Raw genomic sequence first — 18,706 nt, 5'->3', positions numbered from 1 at the left:
GTGGAAAAAGGGGGATTTTAGATGGGAGATAGAAAAGAGCACTTTTATCTGGTAAGAAGCGATGTTTTGCCAGAAGCGATGAAAAAAACGATTGAAGCCAAGACATTGCTGGAAAAAGGCAGCGTTGATTCTATCTACGAGGCAGTCCAGAAAGTGGACCTTTCCAGAAGTGCTTTCTATAAGTACCGTGATGCTGTCTATCCATTTCAGGAGATGGTGAAAGAACAAATGATCACCCTCTTTTTCCATTTGGAAGACAGGAAAGGATCTCTGTCGAAGCTGTTGGCAGCAGTAGCCAAAGCTGGATGCAATGTTTTGACGATTCACCAGACAATCCCGTTGCAAGGGAAAGCGAACGTGACATTGTCCTTAAACACTGCAGCTATGACGATTACAATTGATGAATTGATCCAAAGGTTGAAAAAAGTCGATTTTATCAATCGTGTAGATTTGTTAAGTACAGGAGCATAAACTGCAAGGAGGACATAAAGCCATGCCAGAATCAGAATACAATCAAAAAATAGGATATTTAGGCCCGAAGGGGACATTTACAAAAATGGCAGTAGACGCATTATTTCAAGGGGGGGACTTTACCAGCTATGAAACGATTCCGGCATGCCTGGATGCTGTGGAAGCAGGAGAGATAGATACAGGGGTAGTTCCAATGGAAAATGCAATCGAAGGGTCTGTGCACTTGACCATCGATTACATGACTCATCACGTCGATGTACCAATTGTGGCTGAAATGACAGTTCCTATCAAGCAGCATCTGCTTGTCAGAAAAGACTTTGACCCTGAGACAGAAGAAATAACACAAGTTTATTCCCATAGCCATGCAATAGCTCAATGTCACCAATATTTGCATAAACAATATCCTGACGCTGAGCTGAGGTATACTTCCTCAACAGGGCGAGCGGCCGAAGTTGTTGCAGATTCTGATGAACCGATTGCTGCAATTGGAAACCACCTGGCAGCAGAAGAGAATGGATTAGTCATTCTCAAGCATGATATCCATGATTATGATAATAATCATACAAGGTTCGCCGTAGTGCAAAAACATCCAAAAACTATGAAAATTCGTGAACATATCCCTGCCAAACATAAAACGACTGTGATGGTGACTTTACCGAAAGATTATGCGGGTGCTTTGCACCAGGTGCTGGCTGCATTTGCCTGGAGGAAAATGAATTTGTCGAAAATCGAATCGCGTCCAATGAAGACAGGGCTTGGTAATTATTTCTTTTTAATTGATATAGATCAGGCTTATGATCAGGTATTATTCCCCGGTGTAGAAGCAGAACTGGAAGCCCTTGGCTGCTCTTTAAAACTGCTGGGTACGTATCCAAGTTATGAATTAAATGTACCGGTGCCGAATATGCAAACAACCAAATAACTATAAAACGGATCATTCCCGAGGAATGATCCGTTTTATTTTCATGGACACAGATAGATGCCTAGTTGAATATACATAAATAAAACTTGTTCTAAAAAAAGTTTAGGCATTTTCATCAACTTTTCCTATTCGATGCATAAGTTGTTATGAAGATTTCTTGGCCAAATCGAATGATTTGTTTAAAGAAGGGAGCTACAAAAGTGAGAATTCATATCGTACAAAAAGGTGATACGTTGTGGAAAATTGCTCAAAAGTATGGAGTTGATTTTGAGCAGCTGAAACAAATGAACACCCAGCTATCCAATCCAGATATGATTATGCCGGGGATGAAAATTAAAGTCCCGACAGGTTCAAAGCAGGTGAAGAAAGAAGCACCCATGAAAAAAGAGCAGCCGAAAGCAGCGCCACAAGTACCTTATAAGAAGGAAACCCCTAAACCTATCCCGCAAATAAAAGAAGATGAGAAAGAAATGCCGATGATGCCGCCGATGCAGCAAATGCAGCCTATCCAGATGCCGATGATGGAGCAGCAATTACAGAACTATTATACGACCTTTCACTTGCCGCAGATGCCTTATACACCACCAGCACCACCTAAAAAGGAGAAAGTAAAAGAAGCAGAGGAGTCGCCTGAACCAGTTAAGGAAATGCCGCAGGTGCAGCCGATGATGCATCACCCAATGCCATTATGCCCACCTGGATACTACCCGGTCTTTTGTCCGCCGATGCCATGTCCTCCAATGCCACATGGGCAGTTAGTTCATAGTGACTTCTATTGTGATGATGATATGGAGAGTCCGAAGCAGGCGGGAGCTTATCACGGAGGACCAATGCCTCAAGTTCAGGGAATGTGGATGGATGATGATGAATCAGCAGCTATGCCGCAGCAAATGCCGATGTCTGATGACTGTGGTTGTGGGGGTGGAAAATCAGGAGCAATGCCTATGTGGGGCCACCATATGCAGCCGCAGATGATGCCGGGATACCATGCCCAGCCTCATTATGGAATGCCACAGCAGATGCCGTACCAGGGACAGCAAGCACAAATGATGCCTCAGGGGCAGGGTATGCCGTACCAGGGAGCACAAATGATGCCGCAGGGACAGGGAATGCCATATCAGCAGTCGGGAATGCCAATGATGCAGCAAGGTATGCCTCAGCATCAACAAATGATGCCTTGGGGTGGTCAGCAAATGGGATATGCTCCACCTGGCCAGACATTCCAGGGTGGTATGCCGGGTCAAATGCCATACTCCTATGACTTTGACGATGATGACGATGAATAAGTACCAGGGCGATTCTAAGTTGAATCGCCTTCTTCCTATTCTGGAGCAAAAAAGTTTTTATATAAATGATTATAAAAAGATTAAAGAAGACGTGTATTGGGTGAGATCAGGGAAGAAGGAATGTGCACTAAAATGCTATCAAGAACCGGAAAAGCTGGAAAAACAACATCATTTTTTTAAGAAGTGGAAGGATGCTGGACGTTTTGCGGCAATACCGGTCGCTTTCACAGAAAATATGTGGATGGCAGGAAATGAAGATGGAACCTGGGGATTATTTGAATGGCTGAAAGGAACTCATTTGCATTTCGACCAAAAGCAGGATAGAACACAAGCGCGCAAGCTTATTCATGAATTCCATGCAAGTGCGGAAGGGATTTCGGGACCACTTCTTCTTCGAAACCCCCTTTATATGAAGTGGGAGAGAAGAATAGATCAGTTTGAAACCACCTATAAAGATTTTTTATCCTCAGGGAAAAGATTTTTATTCCATGAAATTCACGAGATATCACGGCAAACACTGGAAGAATTCAAGCAATTGGACTGGGGAAAAATTGAACAGGATGCATGGGAAAGAAAAAGTTGGCTGCATGGAGATGTGGCGCATCACAATTTTATACGTAGTCAGGATGGAAAAGTTAAATTAATTGACTTTGATTTATTACAGATGGGTCCCGAACTTTATGATGATATTCAATTGGGGCAACGTTTTCTCCCATATACGAACCATTCTTTGGGGGAAATCACCAAGTGTTTTCAGGCGACGAAATGGAAAACAGCCTGGATGAAAGGATTACTTGTACCAAGTGATCTTTTGCGGGAATGGCTATATGCGCATCGACGCTATCAAAGACAAAAACAAAAACTGGCCGGACATCTGGATTGGTTAGACTCCTCCTGGGGGGAAAGGAAGAAGTTTGTTGAAAAAGTCCAACATATGCTAACATAAATTATTATATATTTGTGAAAAGGAGAACATAGTTATGCATGAACAAGTAGATGCAATTGTAGGATGGCTTCAACAAAAAGTGAAGGAAGCGAATGTGGATGGCCTGCTGGTAGGAGTGAGCGGAGGCATCGATTCCGCGGTAGTAGCTAATTTGATCAAACGTGCCTGTCCAGATAAATCATTAGGTGTGATAATGCCTTGTAAGAGCAGTCCTGAGGATGAGAACCATGCTCAGGCAGTTATTGATACATGTGGCATCGATCACCTTACAATTGATTTGACAGAAACACATGAAATGATGTTTTCAACCATTAAAAACCAGTTGCAAACGAAAGATGACTTCCATGCCTCTCAGGAGCAGCTTGCCGATGCCAATTTACGAGCTCGCCTTCGAATGAGTACCCTTTATACGTTAGCGACTAATTACCGTTACCTGGTTGTAGGTACTGATAATGCAGCCGAATGGTACACAGGTTATTTTACGAAATACGGGGATGGAGGGGTCGATCTGGTTCCCCTGGTGAATTATACAAAAGGAGAAGTGCGTGAAATGGCCCGTCTTCTTGAAGTGCCTGCGGAAATCATTGAAAAAAAACCAAGTGCCGGACTTTGGGAAGATCAGACAGATGAAAATGAAATGGGTACTACTTACCATATGATTGACAAGCATATAAGAGGGGAAGCAGTTCCAGATAAAGATCGTGAAATCATTGAATCCTTACATCGGCGTTCTGCACACAAACGTCAGCTGGCTGCAGCGCCTCCAAAATTTAATGGTGGGTTAATTTAACAGATTAAAAAAGCCTCCTTAATCCAATATAAAGGAAAAGGAGGTTTTTTGTAATGTGGAAAAAACCAATCGCCTGGGCTTTTATCGTCGCCCTGATGACAGGATGTAACACCGATGAATCCCGAGAAAATACCACACAGAACAATGTTTATGATCCGTTAGAAACAACAGAACAGCAGAATAACGATACAGATCGTAATGAAACACGTCGGGGAGCACCTAATAAACTGAAGCGGGAAGCGGAAAAGGATATGCAGAACACCACATATAATATAACAGATCGGGCACACGATAATGATTATTTTAACGAGAAGTCAATGGAAATCACCCGTTCCATCAATGAGTTACCACAGGTAACCACTTCGAGAGCCATAGCTACTAAGGAGCGCGTGCTTGTCGGAGTAGTTCCTACTCCATATGGCCGGAAAGACCATAACCTTAAAAATTTAGTCAGAAAAAAAGTGGCGGAGATCACAGATGAAAAAGATGTGGTGATTTATATGAACCACAGCGACTGGGAAGAATTGAAGGACTTGAATGCAAGAGTAAAAGCAGAAAAAACCCCGGAAAGAGTGAAAGAACAAATCAATAATTTCCTTCGACGATTCCAACCAGAGGATGACAAATAATGTCACTTCTCCTTCTTCAACGATACCTTCCAGTATGATATAGTAATAAAAGAAATCAGATAACTATATGTATGTTGGAGAGGAGAATGCACCATGGCTGGTCATTCTAAATGGAAGAATATACAACGACGTAAAAACGCACAAGATGCGAAGCGGGGCAAGGTATTTATGAAAATGGCCCGTGAAATCTTCGTAGCAGCTAAGGAGGGTGGCGGAGATCCGGAGATGAATCCAGCACTTCGTTTAGCTGTTGATAAAGCAAAAGCGAGTAACATGCCTAGTGAAAATATAGATCGCGCCATTAAAAAAGCTACAGGTGACTTGGATGGTGTCAGTTATGAAGAAATAACTTATGAAGGTTATGGCCCTGGCGGTGTAGCAGTAATGGTGAAAGTGCTTACTGATAATAAAAACAGGACAGCTGCCGATGTCCGGCATGCTTTTAACAAAAACGGTGGTAATCTTGGTGAAAATGGTTGTGTTTCTTATATGTTCGATCGTAAAGGATATCTTGTGATCGACCGTTCAGAACATGATGCTGAGGAAGATGATGTCATGCTAGAGGCGATTGAAGCCGGAGCAGAGGAAATGGAAACTCATGAAGAAACCTTTGAAGTTTATACCGAATCAGAAAATTTCACAGAAGTAAAGGCTGCTTTAGAGCTAAGCGGTTATACGTTTGAAACTGCTGAAATCACCATGTTTCCGCAAACCTATACCCCGGTTGGCGAAGAAGAAACCGAAAAAATGCTGAAACTTATCGATACATTGGAAGATAACGATGATGTCCAGGACATCTACCACAACCTCGAAGCCGACGAAGAGGTATTAGAAAAATTGAGTTAAATCCCCTCCTGATTATAATAGCTTCCATTTCTGGGCAAACTGGAAATAGAAGCTATTTTCTTTTTAGGGGTGATGAGATGAGGATGATTATTCAATCCATAGCTATCAGTGTTTTATTGCTTGGTACCATATTACTCGCACCAGTGGCGTATTCAACAATGGAGGGAAGTATCTCGAATAAGGCTCCCGTTGAAGCTGAAGAACAGGCTTCCTTAGTTGCAAGTCAGCCATTAGAAGTGAAGGTTACGATGACGAAGGAATATTTGGATGGAGCTCGTGAAACTGAGGAAAAGGTAGAAACAATTTGGGCTATGGAAGATTTTTGGGCCAGTTATACAGGCTGGACATTAGTGGATCAGGGAGAGGGTTTTGTTGAATTCAAGAAAAAAATCGATGACCTGTCACCTGAGGTAAAAGCAAACGGTTATTTTGGAATTGATTTAAACGAGCAATTAACCATCTTTTTGGGGAAACCGGCCGAAGGTCAAGTCATGGAGTCATTTTTCCCAATCCCTGTAGAAACATTGGAAAGCAAGCGGATGGAAGAACTGAAAAAAGGAATCAAAATTAAAGATAAAGAACATTTTCAACAAGTGCTTAAAACCTATTCTGGAAATAATAATGAAGGAAAACAATAGCCACCAGCTCTCCTGTGTGATCAGGAGAGCTTTACTTTTGTTCCTATGCATAGGCGAACATGTGCTTGTATGTTACAATAGAGGAATACTTAGTAAGATTAGAGGGGAAAAACAGCATGATAGCATATGTACGTGGGTTATTGACTGATATAGATGATGTCAGTGTCATTGTAGAAACGAACGGGATAGGTTATGAACTTATTTGTGCCAATCCTTATTTGTTTCAGGAGAATATGAATAGTGAAGTGAAAATTTATACATATCATCATGTCAGAGAAGATTTGCAAGCCTTATACGGATTTAAAAAGAAAGAAGATAAAGCCTTATTCTCTAAGCTTTTGAATGTATCAGGAATAGGACCGAAGGGTGCCCTTGCTATTTTGGCTTCTACAAGCGTCCGTGATTTCGTGGCTGCTATAGAGCAGGAAGATGAGAAGTTTTTAACGCGTTTTCCAGGGGTCGGAAAAAAGACAGCGAGGCAGATGATTCTTGACTTGAAAGGGAAGTTGACAGCCTGGATTCCAGATGAAGAAAACGAGTCATCGATTTTTTATGCGAAAGACCACACTTCCAAGGAGCGGAATCAGGCAGTAGAAGAAGCGCTTGAAGCTATGAAAGCTCTCGGATATTCCGAGCGGGAACTTAAGGCTCTTCGTCCTGAGCTGTCTAAAAAAGAGCACACCAATGTAGATGACTATGTACGTCAAGGTTTACAATTAATGATGAAAAGCTAAACGAGTGGGGGTGACTCGGGATGGAAGAACGGATGATATCAAATGAGATGCAGGAAGAAGACGCATCGATTGAATTAAGCTTACGACCCGCCAATTTGAGACAATATATTGGGCAAACAAAGACGAAACAGAACCTGCAGATTTTTATTGAAGCAGCAAGAATGAGGAACGAACCTTTGGACCATGCTTTATTATATGGACCACCTGGTTTAGGTAAAACTACATTAGCTTCCATTATCGCCAATGAAATGGGAGTTCAATTTCGCACCACGGCCGGACCAGCTATCGAGCGGGCCGGAGACTTGGCTGCTATTTTGTCATCATTGGAAGCGGGAGATGTACTCTTTATCGATGAGATTCACAGGCTCCCTCGATCAGTGGAAGAGGTTCTGTATCCAGCTATGGAGGATTTTTGTCTGGACATCGTCATTGGAAATGGCCCAAGTGCAAGGTCGGTACGCCTTGACCTGCCGCCATTTACTCTTGTTGGAGCTACAACACGGGCCGGATTGCTATCAGCACCGCTACGTGACAGGTTCGGTGTGCTGAGTCGTTTAGAGTATTACGATACGAAAGACTTATGCGACATTGTAGAGCGGACAGGAGAAATTTTCCAGGTAGGCATCAAACATGATGCAGCAATAGAAATTGCACGACGTTCAAGGGGGACGCCAAGGATTGCTAACCGCCTATTAAAACGTGTGCGTGATATAGCTCAAGTAAAAGGTAAGGAAGAAATAGATTTGGAGACTACGCAGGAAGCACTTGAGATGCTTCAAGTGGACCCCGTAGGACTTGATCATATTGATCATAAATTATTACTGGGAATCATGGACAGCTTCCAGGGCGGACCTGTAGGACTGGATACGATTGCGGCTACCATCGGAGAAGAGCCCCAGACGATTGAAGATGTTTACGAACCGTACTTGCTTCAAACCGGATTCATTCAACGTACGCCGAGGGGAAGAGTAGTCACACCTAAAGCTTATCATCACTTTCACCGGGAGGTGCCTGAAGCTTGACCGGATTTGGGAAAATATTTATTGTAATAGGGGTTGTATTCATCATCATCGGCTTGCTTTGGAGTTTTATTGGTAAGCTTCCAGGTGATATCAGCTTTAAAAAAGGAAATGTTACTTTTTATTTTCCGATCGTCACTTCCATTGTAGTAAGCATCATACTTTCATTGATTTTTTACTTCATAGGTAAAATAAAATGAATAAAGATAGGAGATAATTATGGACATCAAGCAATATGACTTTGACCTTCCTGAAGAGTTGATCGCACAAACCCCATTACTGGATCGTGCTGCTTCAAGACTTATGGTTCTGGATAAAGAAAATAAAACGATCGATCACCGGCGATTTTCAGATATCAGAGAGTATCTGCGTCCCGGTGATTGCCTTGTTTTGAACGATACCAGGGTACTTCCTGCGCGGCTATATGGAGTAAAAGAGGATACTGGTGCAAAAGTGGAAGTACTTCTTCTACATCAGACAGAAAAGGATGAATGGGAAGTATTGGTGAAACCAGCGAAGAAAATTAAAGCTGGTACCAGAATTATATTTGGTGAGGGCAAATTGATTGCACAATGTACGGCAGCCCAGGAACATGGTGGCCGAATGCTTCGCTTCGAATATGAGGGAATATTTTTAGAAGTATTAGAAACGCTCGGAGAAATGCCGTTACCACCCTATATTAAGGAACAGCTTTCAGATAGTGAAAGATACCAGACTGTCTATGCTAAAGAAGAAGGTTCTGCCGCTGCTCCCACAGCTGGGTTGCACTTCACTAAGGAGCTATTACAAGAAATTGAGCAGTCCGGGGTTGAACTTGCCTATATTACACTACATGTCGGTTTAGGTACTTTCAGGCCGGTCAGTGTCGACAATATCGAAGATCACGATATGCATGCAGAGTTCTACCAAGTATCACAGGAAACGGCTGATAAACTGAACAATGTCCGTGAAAACGGGGGGCGTATCATTTCGGTAGGCACCACTTCTACTAGAACTTTGGAGACGCTTATGCGTGATTATGGTCAATTTACTTCAGCGTCTGGCTGGACAGATATATTCATTTATCCACCATATGAACTGCAAGCGATTGATGGATTAATTACCAATTTCCATCTTCCACAATCAACACTGATCATGCTGGTCAGTGCTCTGGCAGGACGAGCGTTCATTTTAGATGCCTATCAACAGGCAGTAGAAGAACGGTACCGTTTTTTCAGTTTTGGTGACGCAATGTTGATTTTATAAAGAGAGGGTTTAATTACTGATGGCAATCACCTATGAATTTATAAAAACCTGTAAACAAACTGGAGCCCGATTGGGAAGGGTTCACACTCCCCATGGTTCCTTTGACACTCCGACGTTCATGCCGGTTGGTACACTGGCTACCGTAAAAACGATGAGTCCGGAAGAATTGCAGGAAATGAATGCTAACATCATCCTATCTAATACGTATCACCTGTGGCTAAGACCAGGAGAAGATATTATCGAAGAAGCCGGTGGTCTGCACAAGTTTATGAACTGGGATGGTGCGATTCTTACTGATTCCGGCGGCTTTCAAGTATTCAGTTTAAGTGACCTGAGGCAGATTGAAGAAGAAGGCGTTCACTTTCGAAACCATATCAACGGTGAAAAACTATTTCTATCCCCTGAAAAGGCAATGCATATCCAGAACGCTTTAGGATCGGATATCATGATGGCATTCGATGAGTGCCCGCCATATCCGGCTGAGTACGATTATTTGAAGAAGTCAGTAGAACGGACAAGTCGCTGGGCGGAACGCTGTTTAACTGCACATATGAAGCCGGATAAACAGGGATTGTTCGGCATCGTGCAAGGTGGTGAGTACGAAGAACTCCGGCGTCAAAGTGCGGAAGACTTGATATCATTGGATTTCCCTGGCTATGCGATTGGAGGCTTATCCGTTGGTGAACCGAAGGATGTCATGAATCGTGTGTTGGAATTCACTGCTCCGATGCTTCCTGAAAATAAGCCGAGGTACTTGATGGGAGTAGGATCGCCAGATTCCTTGATTGATGGTTCCATCAGAGGAATAGATATGTTCGATTGTGTGTTGCCGACTCGTATTGCAAGAAATGGTACCTGTATGACATCTAACGGAAGATTAGTGGTCAGAAATGCTAAATTTGCCCGTGACTTTCGTCCAATTGATGAAAAGTGTGACTGTTATACATGCCGCAATTATTCACGTGCTTATATCAGACACCTGGTAAAAAATAATGAAACTTTTGGCTTTCGATTAACTACTTACCATAACTTATATTTTCTGTTAAAATTAATGGAGCATGTCCGCCAGGCTATTAGAGAAGACCGCCTTGGTGACTTCAGAGAAGAATTCTTTGAACAATATGGTTTCAATAAACCGAATGCTAAGAATTTCTAGAAAGGGGGAATGAAAATGGATGGCATATTAGGATTGTTACCGATTATCCTTATGTTCGTCATTTTCTATTTCTTGTTGATCCGGCCGCAGCAAAAAAAACAGAAGAAGGTACAACAAATGCAAGCGGATTTACAAAAGGGAAATAGAATCATTACTATCGGGGGCCTTCATGGCACCATTCACGCCATTGATGAAGGTACCGTAGTATTAACGGTGAATGATGGAACTAAAATGACTTTCGATCGTTCAGCTGTTCGAGAGGTAATGAACCAGGACTGAAAAAATGACTCCGGCAAAATTGCCGGAGTCATTTTTTACTGGCCGCGGGGGCAGAACGGATATTGACGCCCAACATCCCACCGATCAAAGCAGAACCGACCATCCCGGCCAGGTAGGGAAGCTGTGCTAGTGACAACCCCTGTTCAAGCCCCAGATATTGATAAAGAATAATAAGTAATAAGAATGCCCCTCCTGTCATAAGACCATACATCCAGCCTTTTTCCTGGCCGCGATGCCCGGCAGTAGCTCCCCCGGTAAAAAGTATGAGCATTGCCATAATCATTGTGAGTAAGTTGATGATATTGGTATCAATCGTTGTAAACCGGAGCAGAAGCGCCAATATAAAACTGCATGTCAACATAAGAATAAGGATAATGGCAAGACCATATCCCAGAGCCTTCCAAACTTCTCTATTCATGATTCCCCTCCTTGTCTACCTTGTCCGTATACTATATGTCTTATAATTTATAAATAGAAGTATATATTTCTCCTGCCTTTTGAATAGATATCATAGAAAAGGTTGCAAAGGAGACAGGTTATGATAACGTGGATGGCCATTCTTATTTTTATCATCAGTTATGGATTGATCATGTCAGAAAAAATAAACCGCGCTCTCGTAGCCATTTCTGGAGGGGTACTGCTACTACTGACTAATGTGTATGAATGGCAGGATGCTTTTACGCATTACATCGACTGGGAAACAATCGCTTTGCTTTTCTCGATGATGGTTTTGGTAGCCATTACTAAGAAAACCGGGGTATTTGAATATGTAGCCATAAGTTTCGCACAATTGGTGAAAGGAAAACCTGTGCCTTTATTGATAGGCACTGCCATTTTGACAGCTGTAGGTTCTGCTTTTCTGGATAATGTTACCACAGTACTCTTATTTGTTCCTATTCTTTTGACACTGACAAGCCAACTCAACTTGCCGGCATTTCCTTTTCTTCTCACTACCATATTCAGCGCAAATATCGGAGGTACAGCCACCTTGATTGGAGACCCTCCCAATATTATGATTGGACAAGCGGTCGAGCATTTTACCTTCGTATCATTTCTGGTTAATCTTGGTCCGATTGTGCTCATTATATTCGGTTTTACGCTTGGAGGATTAGTACTGATGTTTCGTAAACATTTAGTATACGAAAAAGAGAAAGCCAATGAGTTGATGAGCTTGAATCCATCAAGTTACTTAAAAAAAACTCCAATGCTTTATCAGTCGTTAACCGTAATGGCTCTGACCATGGCAGGATTTATGATGCATCCGATCATCCATGTGGAGCTCACTACGGTTGCTGTTTGTGCAGCGGTTTTGTTGCTGCTTTTAACCGATAGAGAAGCCTCGAGCGAAAAAGTGTTTCAGGAGGTGGAATGGGTAACCCTGTTCTTTTTTATCGGCTTATTCATGCTCGTTGGAGGACTGGAGAAAGTGGGAGTAATCGATGAGATCGCAAGAGCAATGATGTGGATGTCCGGAGGGGACTTACCGCTTACAGCATTGATCGTCCTATGGAGTGCCGGATTACTTTCCGGCGTGGTCGACAATATTCCTTTTGTAGCTGCTATGATACCTGTTGTACAGGAGTTCCAGGGATACGGGATGATGAACATTGATCCGATTTGGTGGGCGCTGGCTCTTGGGGCATGTCTCGGAGGGAATGGTACATTGCTTGGAGCATCAGCTAATGTAGTTGTAGCTGGACTTGCAGCCAGTGCTAATCATCAGATATCTTTTATGAAATTTCTGTTATACGGGATTCCGGTGCTGTTATTTTCTTTGGCAGCTGCTACTGTATATATCTATTTCCGTTATCTGGTCCCATTTTTATCTTAAGTTTTACTACAATGAATTAAAAAGAAGGTTCGTTTGCCCGCGAGTAGATGCCCGCGGGTATTTATTGTATTTAAGTTTCGGATAAAACAAGCCTTTTTGGTTAAAGTAACAAGTGACACCTAGATGGACAGCGGGAGTGGAATTGAAGTGGATATTCAGGTATGGACAATATTATTTCGAACGCTGCTTACATATATACTGATCTTAGTAATTCTGAGAATGATGGGGAAAAGGGAGATCGGGGAGTTAAGTGTATTAGATTTAGTGGTGTTTGTCATGCTTGCCGAAATTGCGGTATTTTCAATAGAGGAACCGGATAAGTCTTTAGTTCATGCCCTGATTCCAATGACTCTCTTACTACTCATTCAACGGTTTTCCGCTTTACTTTCCTTAAAGAGTCAGAACTTTCGAGAATGGTTTGATGGCACACCTGCCTTTATTATCAAACATGGAAAAGTCGATGAGTATGAGATGAAAAAGCAGCGCTATAACTTTAATGATTTACTCATTCAACTTCGGGAAAAGGACATATTTAGTATCCAGGATGTAGATTACGCTATTTTGGAACCTAACGGTAAGCTTTCAGTCCTTCAAAAGGATGAAGATGACTCTGACCATTCCACGGGATATTCTGCAACTTTGATTGCAGATGGAAAAATACAATATGATTCCCTCAAACGCGTGAAAAAAAATAAAAGCTGGCTTCTGAACGAACTGAAGAAAAAAGGTTATGATTCTGAAAAAGATATTTCCTTCTGCTCCCTTGATGAACAAGGAGAACTATTTATCGATCACAAAAACGAGTACGAGTAACAAAGCCCCCCGGTACATTCCGGAGGGGCTTTGTCTGTTTATTTGATGATTTTCTGAAGGAAAGGAATTTGTTTCAATTCATCTTTGGTAAGAAATTTTAATAGGAATAAAAGGATGATATACAGGCAGGTCAAAGTTATGCTGATGATGGTAAATTGTGAAATTTCACCGACATTATAAGCTAATAAAGCCTTCAATTCAGAACCGATCCACCAGGTAACCCCAATCAACACTATCATTTTAGCGAGATCTCCAAAAGGGATTCGAAAGCTGATGGATTGCATAAGAGCAGCGAGATGCAAAAACGTCACAACCAGTACACCCACCACTATAGAAATAGCCACTCCACGAATGCCGAAGGCTGGCTGGGAGGCCAGTCCGACCATCACGCCGAATTTTACTACAGCTCCGATCAAGCTATTCCACATGGCAGGCTTTGCCAGGTCCAAAGCCTGTAAAGCCGCCTGCAGTGGGGCCTGTATATAGAGTAACAGAAAGAATGGGGCCATCAGGGCAAGCATAAAGGCAGCATTGCTTGTACCATACATTAGTTGCAGGATAGTAGCAGCGAAACTTGTCAATAAGATAGTAGCAAGTCCTCCGGAAGCGAATGAAAGGCGTATAGATTGATGTATCCGATAGTGAATCAGTTTTGTATTATTTTTGGCACCTGCTTCACTGATCGAAGGTACTAAAGCTACAGATAAAGAATGGGTAATAAAGGTAGGCAGCATTAAGAGTGGAAGAATATAACCTGCCAATTCCCCATATTGTTTAGTGGCTAGAGCAGTCTGGACCCCTGCCAAAGCCAGGCTTTGGGCTACTAAGATAGGTTCAAGGAAGAATGAGAATGAACCAATCAATCTGCTCCCCGTGGTAGGTATGGCAATAGACAACAATTCGTGCAATGTTTTACCGCCCGATTGGAGGTGGGATAAAAACTTTTTTCTAACTTTGAAACGTTTTTTTATAGAAAACATTCGGAGCATGAATAACAGAGATGCCAACTCTCCAAGGATGACGGATGCCATAGCACCTGCGGCAGCATATTCAATCCCATACGGCAGTAAAAGGTTAGTGAAGAAAGCGACAGAAATTATTCGGACGATCTGTTCGATGACCATGGAAAAAGCTTGTGGCTTCATATTCTGTCTTCCTTGAAAATAGCCGCGAAGGACGGAAGAAATAGCAATGATAGGAACGATAGGACTGATAACAAGTAATGGAACCACTGTACGGGAGTCCGTCAGTAAGTGATTAGCTACCCAAGGAGCTAAGAGAACCATCAAAATGGTAAAAATAATGCTCAACCCACCAGTTATTGATAGGGATACTACAAGAATACGTTTGATTTTACTTAAATCGCCATCTGCTTCAGCCTCTGCTACGCGTTTGGAAATAGCCACAGGCAGGCCGAATTGTGTGAGTGTAATCGCAAGGAATAGAGTAGGCAGTGCCATCATATATAAGCCGACCCCTTCTTCCCCCATTACACGTGCTACAACAATACGATTAATAAAGCCTAAAAAACGGGTGATCATTCCCGCTGCTATTAATATCAGGGTCCCCTGTAGAAATGTTTGCTTGGTCATAGAATAACGACCTGCCTTCTCAAAGTGATTAAATTCATATACAATGAATGTATATGCGAAAGAGGTGTCCAAGCATGACATTATTTATATGCAAGCCAGCCTTTAGCTGGTAGGAGGGGCGAAGGGAACGATGTTAAAAACAACCAGCATGTGGAAACCGGAAATATTTGCTGTATTGGAAAGTAAGGCAATGGAATTTAAGCTAATGGGTTATTCGGGATCTTCCCCGGAAGATATATGGAGATGTATGACGGAGAAAGTATGGAAAGGAAACCCGGAGAAACACCTTTATGAAGTCGTTCAGGACATATTGCATTTGAATACCGCTTTATACATAAGTTATCTGACCGTTCAGGCTTACCAGGGAGATGACTTGAATAAGTCTATTTCAGCACTGGTAAAGCATGAAGAGTCTTCCCATGACAAAGAGTGACAGACAGACCTTTTATTGACATACACCAGAGAAGGTTTTTATAATAGTTCTATTGAAAAAATTCAGTAATCTAATCATTTGGTACGAGGAAAGCCCTGACAACTTCCCCGACTTTCCATTTAAGTGACAAGGCTGTCCTGGTACCCTATTTATGTCTATGTACATAAATTCATATGTTTCGTTTGGCTATCATCATGCGTTGGTAAGATAAAGGAGGAGCAATTGAATATGGTTAAAAGAGGCCGTATCGTAGCCTTTTTTCTTGTTATTTTGTTACTGGCAGGAACAATTGGTACCACGATCACAGGAATTACGAAAGATATCAAACTTGGATTAGATCTGCAAGGCGGATTTGAAATCTTATATAAGGTAGAGCCCCTGAATGAGGGACAGGAAGTGAACGAAAAGGTATTAGAATCCACCGTTCGTTCTTTAGAAGAGCGGGTCAATGTCCTTGGTATCAGTGAAACAAACATAGACATTGAGAAGCCTAATCGTATCCGGGTACAGCTTGCGGGTGTAGAAGATCAATCCGAAGCACGTGAGTTGTTGTCAACTACCGCTCAATTATCCTTCCGTGACGCAGAGGGTAAGGAATACATGAATGGTTCTGATTTGGTGGAGGGAAGTGCAGCTCAATCCTTTTCACAAACCAATTCCCCGATCGTCACACTTGAAGTGAAGGATCCGGATAAATTTTATAAAGTTTCTAAAAAGATCAGCAGTATACCAGAAGATCCAAGTACCCCCTATCCTGATGATGTCATGGTTATTTGGATGGATTATGATAAAGAGACATCTTTTGCTGAAGAGTATGGAAAAAAAGATCCAAAGTATATTTCCGCACCTGGTTTCTCTAATGGTCCGATCCGTAGCAAAAACATCCAGATAACTGGAGACTTTACAGTTGAAGAAGCCAAGCGTCTTGCTGAGATTCTGAATGCTGGATCTCTCCCCGTAAACCTGGAGGAAATGTATTCTACGTCTGTAGGTGCCCAGTTTGGGGAACAGGCGATGAGTAAGACCATTTATGCTGGCTTTATCGGAATTGCAATGATCTTCATCTACATGATGATTTATTACCGTTTTCCTGGGGTTATTGCCACTCTTACGTTAAGTGTATATATTTACCTTATTCTTTTGGTTTTTGAATGGATGAATGGTGTCCTGACCTTACCTGGAATAGCCGCCTTGATTCTTGGGGTTGGTATGGCCGTTGATGCCAATATCATCACTTATGAACGAATCAAAGAGGAATTGAAGTCTGGTAAGTCTGTTTTAGCTGCTTTCCGGGCAGGTAATCAGCACTCTTTATCGACTATTTTTGATGCCAATATAACGACATTGATAGCTGCAATTGTCTTATTCAGCTTTGGTACAAGTTCGGTCAAAGGTTTTGCAACGATGCTGATTGTGAGTATCCTGGTCAGCTTTGTAACGGCTGTATATGGCAGCCGGCTTTTCTTAGGGTTATGGGTGAAAAGCCGCCTTCTTGATAAACGCCCAGGCTGGTTTGGAGTGAAAAACGAGGAAATCGTCAATATAGAAGATGGGGAAGAAGTAGAAGCCACATTCTTGAAACGAAAGTTCGATTTTGTCAGTGTTCGTAAACGTTTCTTTACCCTTTCTATCATATTGGTGGTTGCCGGTATTTTGTCGCTTGCGATCATGCGTTTGAATTTAGGAATCGACTTTACCAGCGGTTCCAGGGTTTCAATTTTATCTGATGGGAATATAACATCCGAGCAAGTGGAAGAAACGTTTGAAGAGGAATTTGATGTAAGCCCTAAAAAGGTAGTACTATCCGGAGATAATAGGGAAATCGCCGATGTCAGATTTGATACTGTGTTAGGAAAAGATAAAATCGCTGACATTAAATCCTACTATAGTGAAAAATATGGCAATGAACCGAATGTAAGTACAGTATCACCGATAGTGGGTCAGGAACTTGCTAAGAATGCAGCCCTTGCTGTGCTTTATGCGTCAATCGGCATCATTATCTATGTAACGATAAGATTTGAGATTTATTTTGCTTTGACAGCAATCATTGCATTGCTCCATGATGCCTTTTTTATCCTTGCATTGTTCAGTATCACCAGGTTAGAATTCGATATTACGATTATTGCGGCGATACTGACAATTGTCGGTTATTCCGTCAATGACACGATTGTCACATTTGACCGGATCAGAGAAAATGTAAAGCGGGAAAAACGAGTCAAATCATTCTCCCAGCTTGCAAAAATCGTTAATAAAAGTTTAATGCAAACAATGGCGAGAAGTATCAATACTGTACTTACAGTTGTTTTCGCGGCGCTTATGTTATTGTTCTTCGGGGCAACATCCATCACTAACTTCGCGTTTGCATTAGTGGTTGGCTTAATCGCTGGTACGTATTCATCCTTGTTCATTGCCGCTCAGTTATGGCTGGTATTGCGTGGAAAGAATATTAAAGAAAAACCGCTTAGCTTCGTAAAAAAGAAAAATACAGGCGGACCACAAGTTTAATAAAGAAACCTTAAAGAAAGGCTGGCTCATCCACCAATGAGTCAGCCTTTCTTTTATGAAATGCAGGGAGTTTCTATAAACATGGTTTTTCTGTCCTATACGTTTGTGGGAAATAGTTTAAGGTAATAAATAGAGTAAAGTAATTAACCTGGAAAGGTGGAGAAATATGAAAGGACAATATTATTGGATTTTAGCACTTATTTTTGCGTTATTGATAGCAGTGTTTGCAGTAATCAATGTAGATCCGGTAGAAGTTAATTATTTATTCGGTTCTGGGGAAGCACCATTGATTCTTGTTATTTTAATATCTGTTCTTATGGGTGGGATTGTAACTGCGACTCTTGGCGCAGTCCGGGTGTACCGGCTGCAGCGCGAAGTTAAAAAGCTTCGAAGCAAACAGGCAAGTAAGGAATCACAATCTGCAACCCACATTAACGAAAATAATGATAAACCAGCAGCCCGCATCCGTACGGACACCTCTGAAACTTCCGATCATTCTTCAGAATAAAATATCTTTCAGCTATTTGCTACCCCTGATTCCCTCTAGTATAATAAGTGGGTCAGGGGTGAA

Annotated in this window: 21 protein-coding genes; 19 read left to right on the top strand and 2 right to left on the bottom strand. The window is 42.0% G+C overall.

The window, feature by feature from the left end; translation table 11 throughout:
* Positions 1 to 21: 21 nt before the first annotated feature.
* The 14 genes from P855_RS0109450 (at position 22) to yajC (ending at position 10,961) form a co-directional block, all read left to right on the top strand.
* Positions 22 to 471 carry an ACT domain-containing protein gene (locus P855_RS0109450; protein ID WP_028783339.1) on the top strand — a complete coding sequence of 150 codons (450 nt, stop codon included), beginning with the start codon at positions 22 to 24 and terminating at the stop codon, positions 469 to 471.
* Positions 472 to 493: 22 nt separating this feature from the next.
* Positions 494 to 1,393, top strand: coding sequence for a prephenate dehydratase (pheA, locus tag P855_RS0109445; RefSeq protein ID WP_028783338.1), 900 nt, complete (start codon positions 494 to 496; stop codon positions 1,391 to 1,393).
* A gap of 200 nt (positions 1,394 to 1,593) precedes the next feature.
* A complete protein-coding gene (safA, locus tag P855_RS21520; RefSeq protein ID WP_051353131.1) occupies positions 1,594 to 2,679 on the top strand; it encodes a SafA/ExsA family spore coat assembly protein in 1,086 nt (361 codons plus the stop codon).
* Positions 2,672 to 3,625, top strand: coding sequence for a phosphotransferase (locus tag P855_RS0109435; protein ID WP_161628815.1), 954 nt, complete (start codon positions 2,672 to 2,674; stop codon positions 3,623 to 3,625). The genes safA and P855_RS0109435 overlap by 8 nt, the downstream gene beginning before the upstream one ends.
* 34 nt (positions 3,626 to 3,659) lie before the next feature.
* On the top strand, positions 3,660 to 4,415 hold the full coding sequence (gene nadE / locus P855_RS0109430; protein WP_028783336.1) for an NAD(+) synthase: 756 nt from the start codon (positions 3,660 to 3,662) through the stop codon (positions 4,413 to 4,415).
* Positions 4,416 to 4,468: 53 nt separating this feature from the next.
* Complete coding sequence (locus P855_RS20745) at positions 4,469 to 5,044, top strand: YhcN/YlaJ family sporulation lipoprotein (RefSeq protein ID WP_051353129.1); 576 nt, start codon at positions 4,469 to 4,471, stop codon at positions 5,042 to 5,044.
* A gap of 93 nt (positions 5,045 to 5,137) precedes the next feature.
* Positions 5,138 to 5,890, top strand: coding sequence for a YebC/PmpR family DNA-binding transcriptional regulator (locus tag P855_RS0109415; RefSeq protein WP_028783335.1), 753 nt, complete (start codon positions 5,138 to 5,140; stop codon positions 5,888 to 5,890).
* Between the two features lie 77 nt (positions 5,891 to 5,967).
* On the top strand, positions 5,968 to 6,528 hold the full coding sequence (locus P855_RS20740; protein ID WP_037985749.1) for a BofC C-terminal domain-containing protein: 561 nt from the start codon (positions 5,968 to 5,970) through the stop codon (positions 6,526 to 6,528).
* A gap of 116 nt (positions 6,529 to 6,644) precedes the next feature.
* Complete coding sequence (gene ruvA, locus P855_RS0109405; protein ID WP_028783334.1) at positions 6,645 to 7,262, top strand: Holliday junction branch migration protein RuvA; 618 nt, start codon at positions 6,645 to 6,647, stop codon at positions 7,260 to 7,262.
* Between the two features lie 20 nt (positions 7,263 to 7,282).
* On the top strand, positions 7,283 to 8,284 hold the full coding sequence (gene ruvB, locus P855_RS0109400; RefSeq protein ID WP_028783333.1) for a Holliday junction branch migration DNA helicase RuvB: 1,002 nt from the start codon (positions 7,283 to 7,285) through the stop codon (positions 8,282 to 8,284).
* Positions 8,281 to 8,481 carry a DUF2905 domain-containing protein gene (locus P855_RS0109395; RefSeq protein WP_028783332.1) on the top strand — a complete coding sequence of 67 codons (201 nt, stop codon included), beginning with the start codon at positions 8,281 to 8,283 and terminating at the stop codon, positions 8,479 to 8,481. Before ruvB ends, P855_RS0109395 begins: the two co-directional genes overlap by 4 nt.
* Before the next feature lie 19 nt (positions 8,482 to 8,500).
* Positions 8,501 to 9,526 (top strand): tRNA preQ1(34) S-adenosylmethionine ribosyltransferase-isomerase QueA, encoded by a 1,026-nt coding sequence (gene queA / locus P855_RS0109390; protein ID WP_028783331.1) that lies wholly within the window; start codon positions 8,501 to 8,503, stop codon positions 9,524 to 9,526.
* Positions 9,527 to 9,545: 19 nt separating this feature from the next.
* Complete coding sequence (gene tgt, locus P855_RS0109385; RefSeq protein WP_028783330.1) at positions 9,546 to 10,682, top strand: tRNA guanosine(34) transglycosylase Tgt; 1,137 nt, start codon at positions 9,546 to 9,548, stop codon at positions 10,680 to 10,682.
* A 15-nt stretch (positions 10,683 to 10,697) separates the two neighbouring features.
* Positions 10,698 to 10,961 (top strand): preprotein translocase subunit YajC, encoded by a 264-nt coding sequence (yajC, locus tag P855_RS0109380; RefSeq protein ID WP_028783329.1) that lies wholly within the window; start codon positions 10,698 to 10,700, stop codon positions 10,959 to 10,961.
* Between the two features lie 28 nt (positions 10,962 to 10,989).
* Here yajC and P855_RS0109375 read toward each other — a convergent pair whose 3' ends face one another.
* Positions 10,990 to 11,379, bottom strand: coding sequence for a TIGR04086 family membrane protein (locus P855_RS0109375; RefSeq protein ID WP_028783328.1), 390 nt, complete (start codon positions 11,377 to 11,379; stop codon positions 10,990 to 10,992).
* Positions 11,380 to 11,499: 120 nt separating this feature from the next.
* Here P855_RS0109375 and P855_RS0109370 point away from each other — a divergent pair, with 120 nt between their 5' ends.
* Together P855_RS0109370 and P855_RS0109365 are read left to right on the top strand one after the other, a co-directional pair.
* Positions 11,500 to 12,792, top strand: coding sequence for an ArsB/NhaD family transporter (locus P855_RS0109370; RefSeq protein WP_028783327.1), 1,293 nt, complete (start codon positions 11,500 to 11,502; stop codon positions 12,790 to 12,792).
* Between the two features lie 123 nt (positions 12,793 to 12,915).
* Positions 12,916 to 13,605, top strand: a complete 690-nt coding sequence (locus tag P855_RS0109365) for a DUF421 domain-containing protein (RefSeq protein WP_037985746.1) — start codon at positions 12,916 to 12,918, stop codon at positions 13,603 to 13,605.
* 38 nt (positions 13,606 to 13,643) lie between these two features.
* Here P855_RS0109365 and spoVB read toward each other — a convergent pair whose 3' ends face one another.
* On the bottom strand, positions 13,644 to 15,197 hold the full coding sequence (gene spoVB, locus P855_RS0109360; protein ID WP_028783325.1) for a stage V sporulation protein B: 1,554 nt from the start codon (positions 15,195 to 15,197) through the stop codon (positions 13,644 to 13,646).
* A gap of 130 nt (positions 15,198 to 15,327) precedes the next feature.
* On the opposite strand from spoVB, the gene P855_RS0109355 reads away from it, so the two are divergent.
* The 3 genes from P855_RS0109355 to P855_RS20735 all read left to right on the top strand — a co-directional run bounded on the left by P855_RS0109355 (position 15,328) and on the right by P855_RS20735 (position 18,643).
* The gene (locus tag P855_RS0109355; RefSeq protein ID WP_028783324.1) at positions 15,328 to 15,630 is read left to right on the top strand and encodes a post-transcriptional regulator; all 303 of its coding nucleotides are present in this window, start codon (positions 15,328 to 15,330) and stop codon (positions 15,628 to 15,630) included.
* Positions 15,631 to 15,858: 228 nt separating this feature from the next.
* Complete coding sequence (gene secDF / locus P855_RS0109350; RefSeq protein WP_028783323.1) at positions 15,859 to 18,135, top strand: protein translocase subunit SecDF; 2,277 nt, start codon at positions 15,859 to 15,861, stop codon at positions 18,133 to 18,135.
* A 166-nt stretch (positions 18,136 to 18,301) separates the two neighbouring features.
* Positions 18,302 to 18,643: a LapA family protein gene (locus tag P855_RS20735; protein ID WP_051353128.1), complete on the top strand. Its 342-nt coding sequence runs from the start codon at positions 18,302 to 18,304 to the stop codon at positions 18,641 to 18,643.
* Positions 18,644 to 18,706: the final 63 nt, after the last annotated feature.

Origin of the sequence: Thalassobacillus devorans MSP14, from assembly GCF_000496835.1 — a bacterium.
Lineage (GTDB): Bacteria > Bacillota > Bacilli > Bacillales > Halobacillaceae > Thalassobacillus > Thalassobacillus devorans_B.
Note: the sequence above shows the minus strand (reverse complement) of the source record. Positions and strands in the feature narration are given on the sequence as shown.

Coding starts and splice junctions, on each gene's coding strand:
- tgt (WP_028783330.1), top strand. CDS start 9,546: ATGGCAATCACCTATGAATTTATAAAAACCTGTAAACAAACTGGAGCC.
- pheA (WP_028783338.1), top strand. CDS start 494: ATGCCAGAATCAGAATACAATCAAAAAATAGGATATTTAGGCCCGAAG.
- yajC (WP_028783329.1), top strand. CDS start 10,698: ATGGATGGCATATTAGGATTGTTACCGATTATCCTTATGTTCGTCATT.
- spoVB (WP_028783325.1), bottom strand. CDS start 15,197: ATGACCAAGCAAACATTTCTACAGGGGACCCTGATATTAATAGCAGCG.
- secDF (WP_028783323.1), top strand. CDS start 15,859: ATGGTTAAAAGAGGCCGTATCGTAGCCTTTTTTCTTGTTATTTTGTTA.
- queA (WP_028783331.1), top strand. CDS start 8,501: ATGGACATCAAGCAATATGACTTTGACCTTCCTGAAGAGTTGATCGCA.
- P855_RS20735 (WP_051353128.1), top strand. CDS start 18,302: ATGAAAGGACAATATTATTGGATTTTAGCACTTATTTTTGCGTTATTG.
- P855_RS0109365 (WP_037985746.1), top strand. CDS start 12,916: ATGGACAGCGGGAGTGGAATTGAAGTGGATATTCAGGTATGGACAATA.
- P855_RS0109435 (WP_161628815.1), top strand. CDS start 2,672: ATGAATAAGTACCAGGGCGATTCTAAGTTGAATCGCCTTCTTCCTATT.
- P855_RS0109415 (WP_028783335.1), top strand. CDS start 5,138: ATGGCTGGTCATTCTAAATGGAAGAATATACAACGACGTAAAAACGCA.
- ruvA (WP_028783334.1), top strand. CDS start 6,645: ATGATAGCATATGTACGTGGGTTATTGACTGATATAGATGATGTCAGT.
- P855_RS20745 (WP_051353129.1), top strand. CDS start 4,469: ATGTGGAAAAAACCAATCGCCTGGGCTTTTATCGTCGCCCTGATGACA.
- P855_RS20740 (WP_037985749.1), top strand. CDS start 5,968: ATGAGGATGATTATTCAATCCATAGCTATCAGTGTTTTATTGCTTGGT.
- P855_RS0109375 (WP_028783328.1), bottom strand. CDS start 11,379: ATGAATAGAGAAGTTTGGAAGGCTCTGGGATATGGTCTTGCCATTATC.
- P855_RS0109355 (WP_028783324.1), top strand. CDS start 15,328: ATGTTAAAAACAACCAGCATGTGGAAACCGGAAATATTTGCTGTATTG.
- ruvB (WP_028783333.1), top strand. CDS start 7,283: ATGGAAGAACGGATGATATCAAATGAGATGCAGGAAGAAGACGCATCG.
- nadE (WP_028783336.1), top strand. CDS start 3,660: ATGCATGAACAAGTAGATGCAATTGTAGGATGGCTTCAACAAAAAGTG.
- P855_RS0109370 (WP_028783327.1), top strand. CDS start 11,500: ATGATAACGTGGATGGCCATTCTTATTTTTATCATCAGTTATGGATTG.
- P855_RS0109450 (WP_028783339.1), top strand. CDS start 22: ATGGGAGATAGAAAAGAGCACTTTTATCTGGTAAGAAGCGATGTTTTG.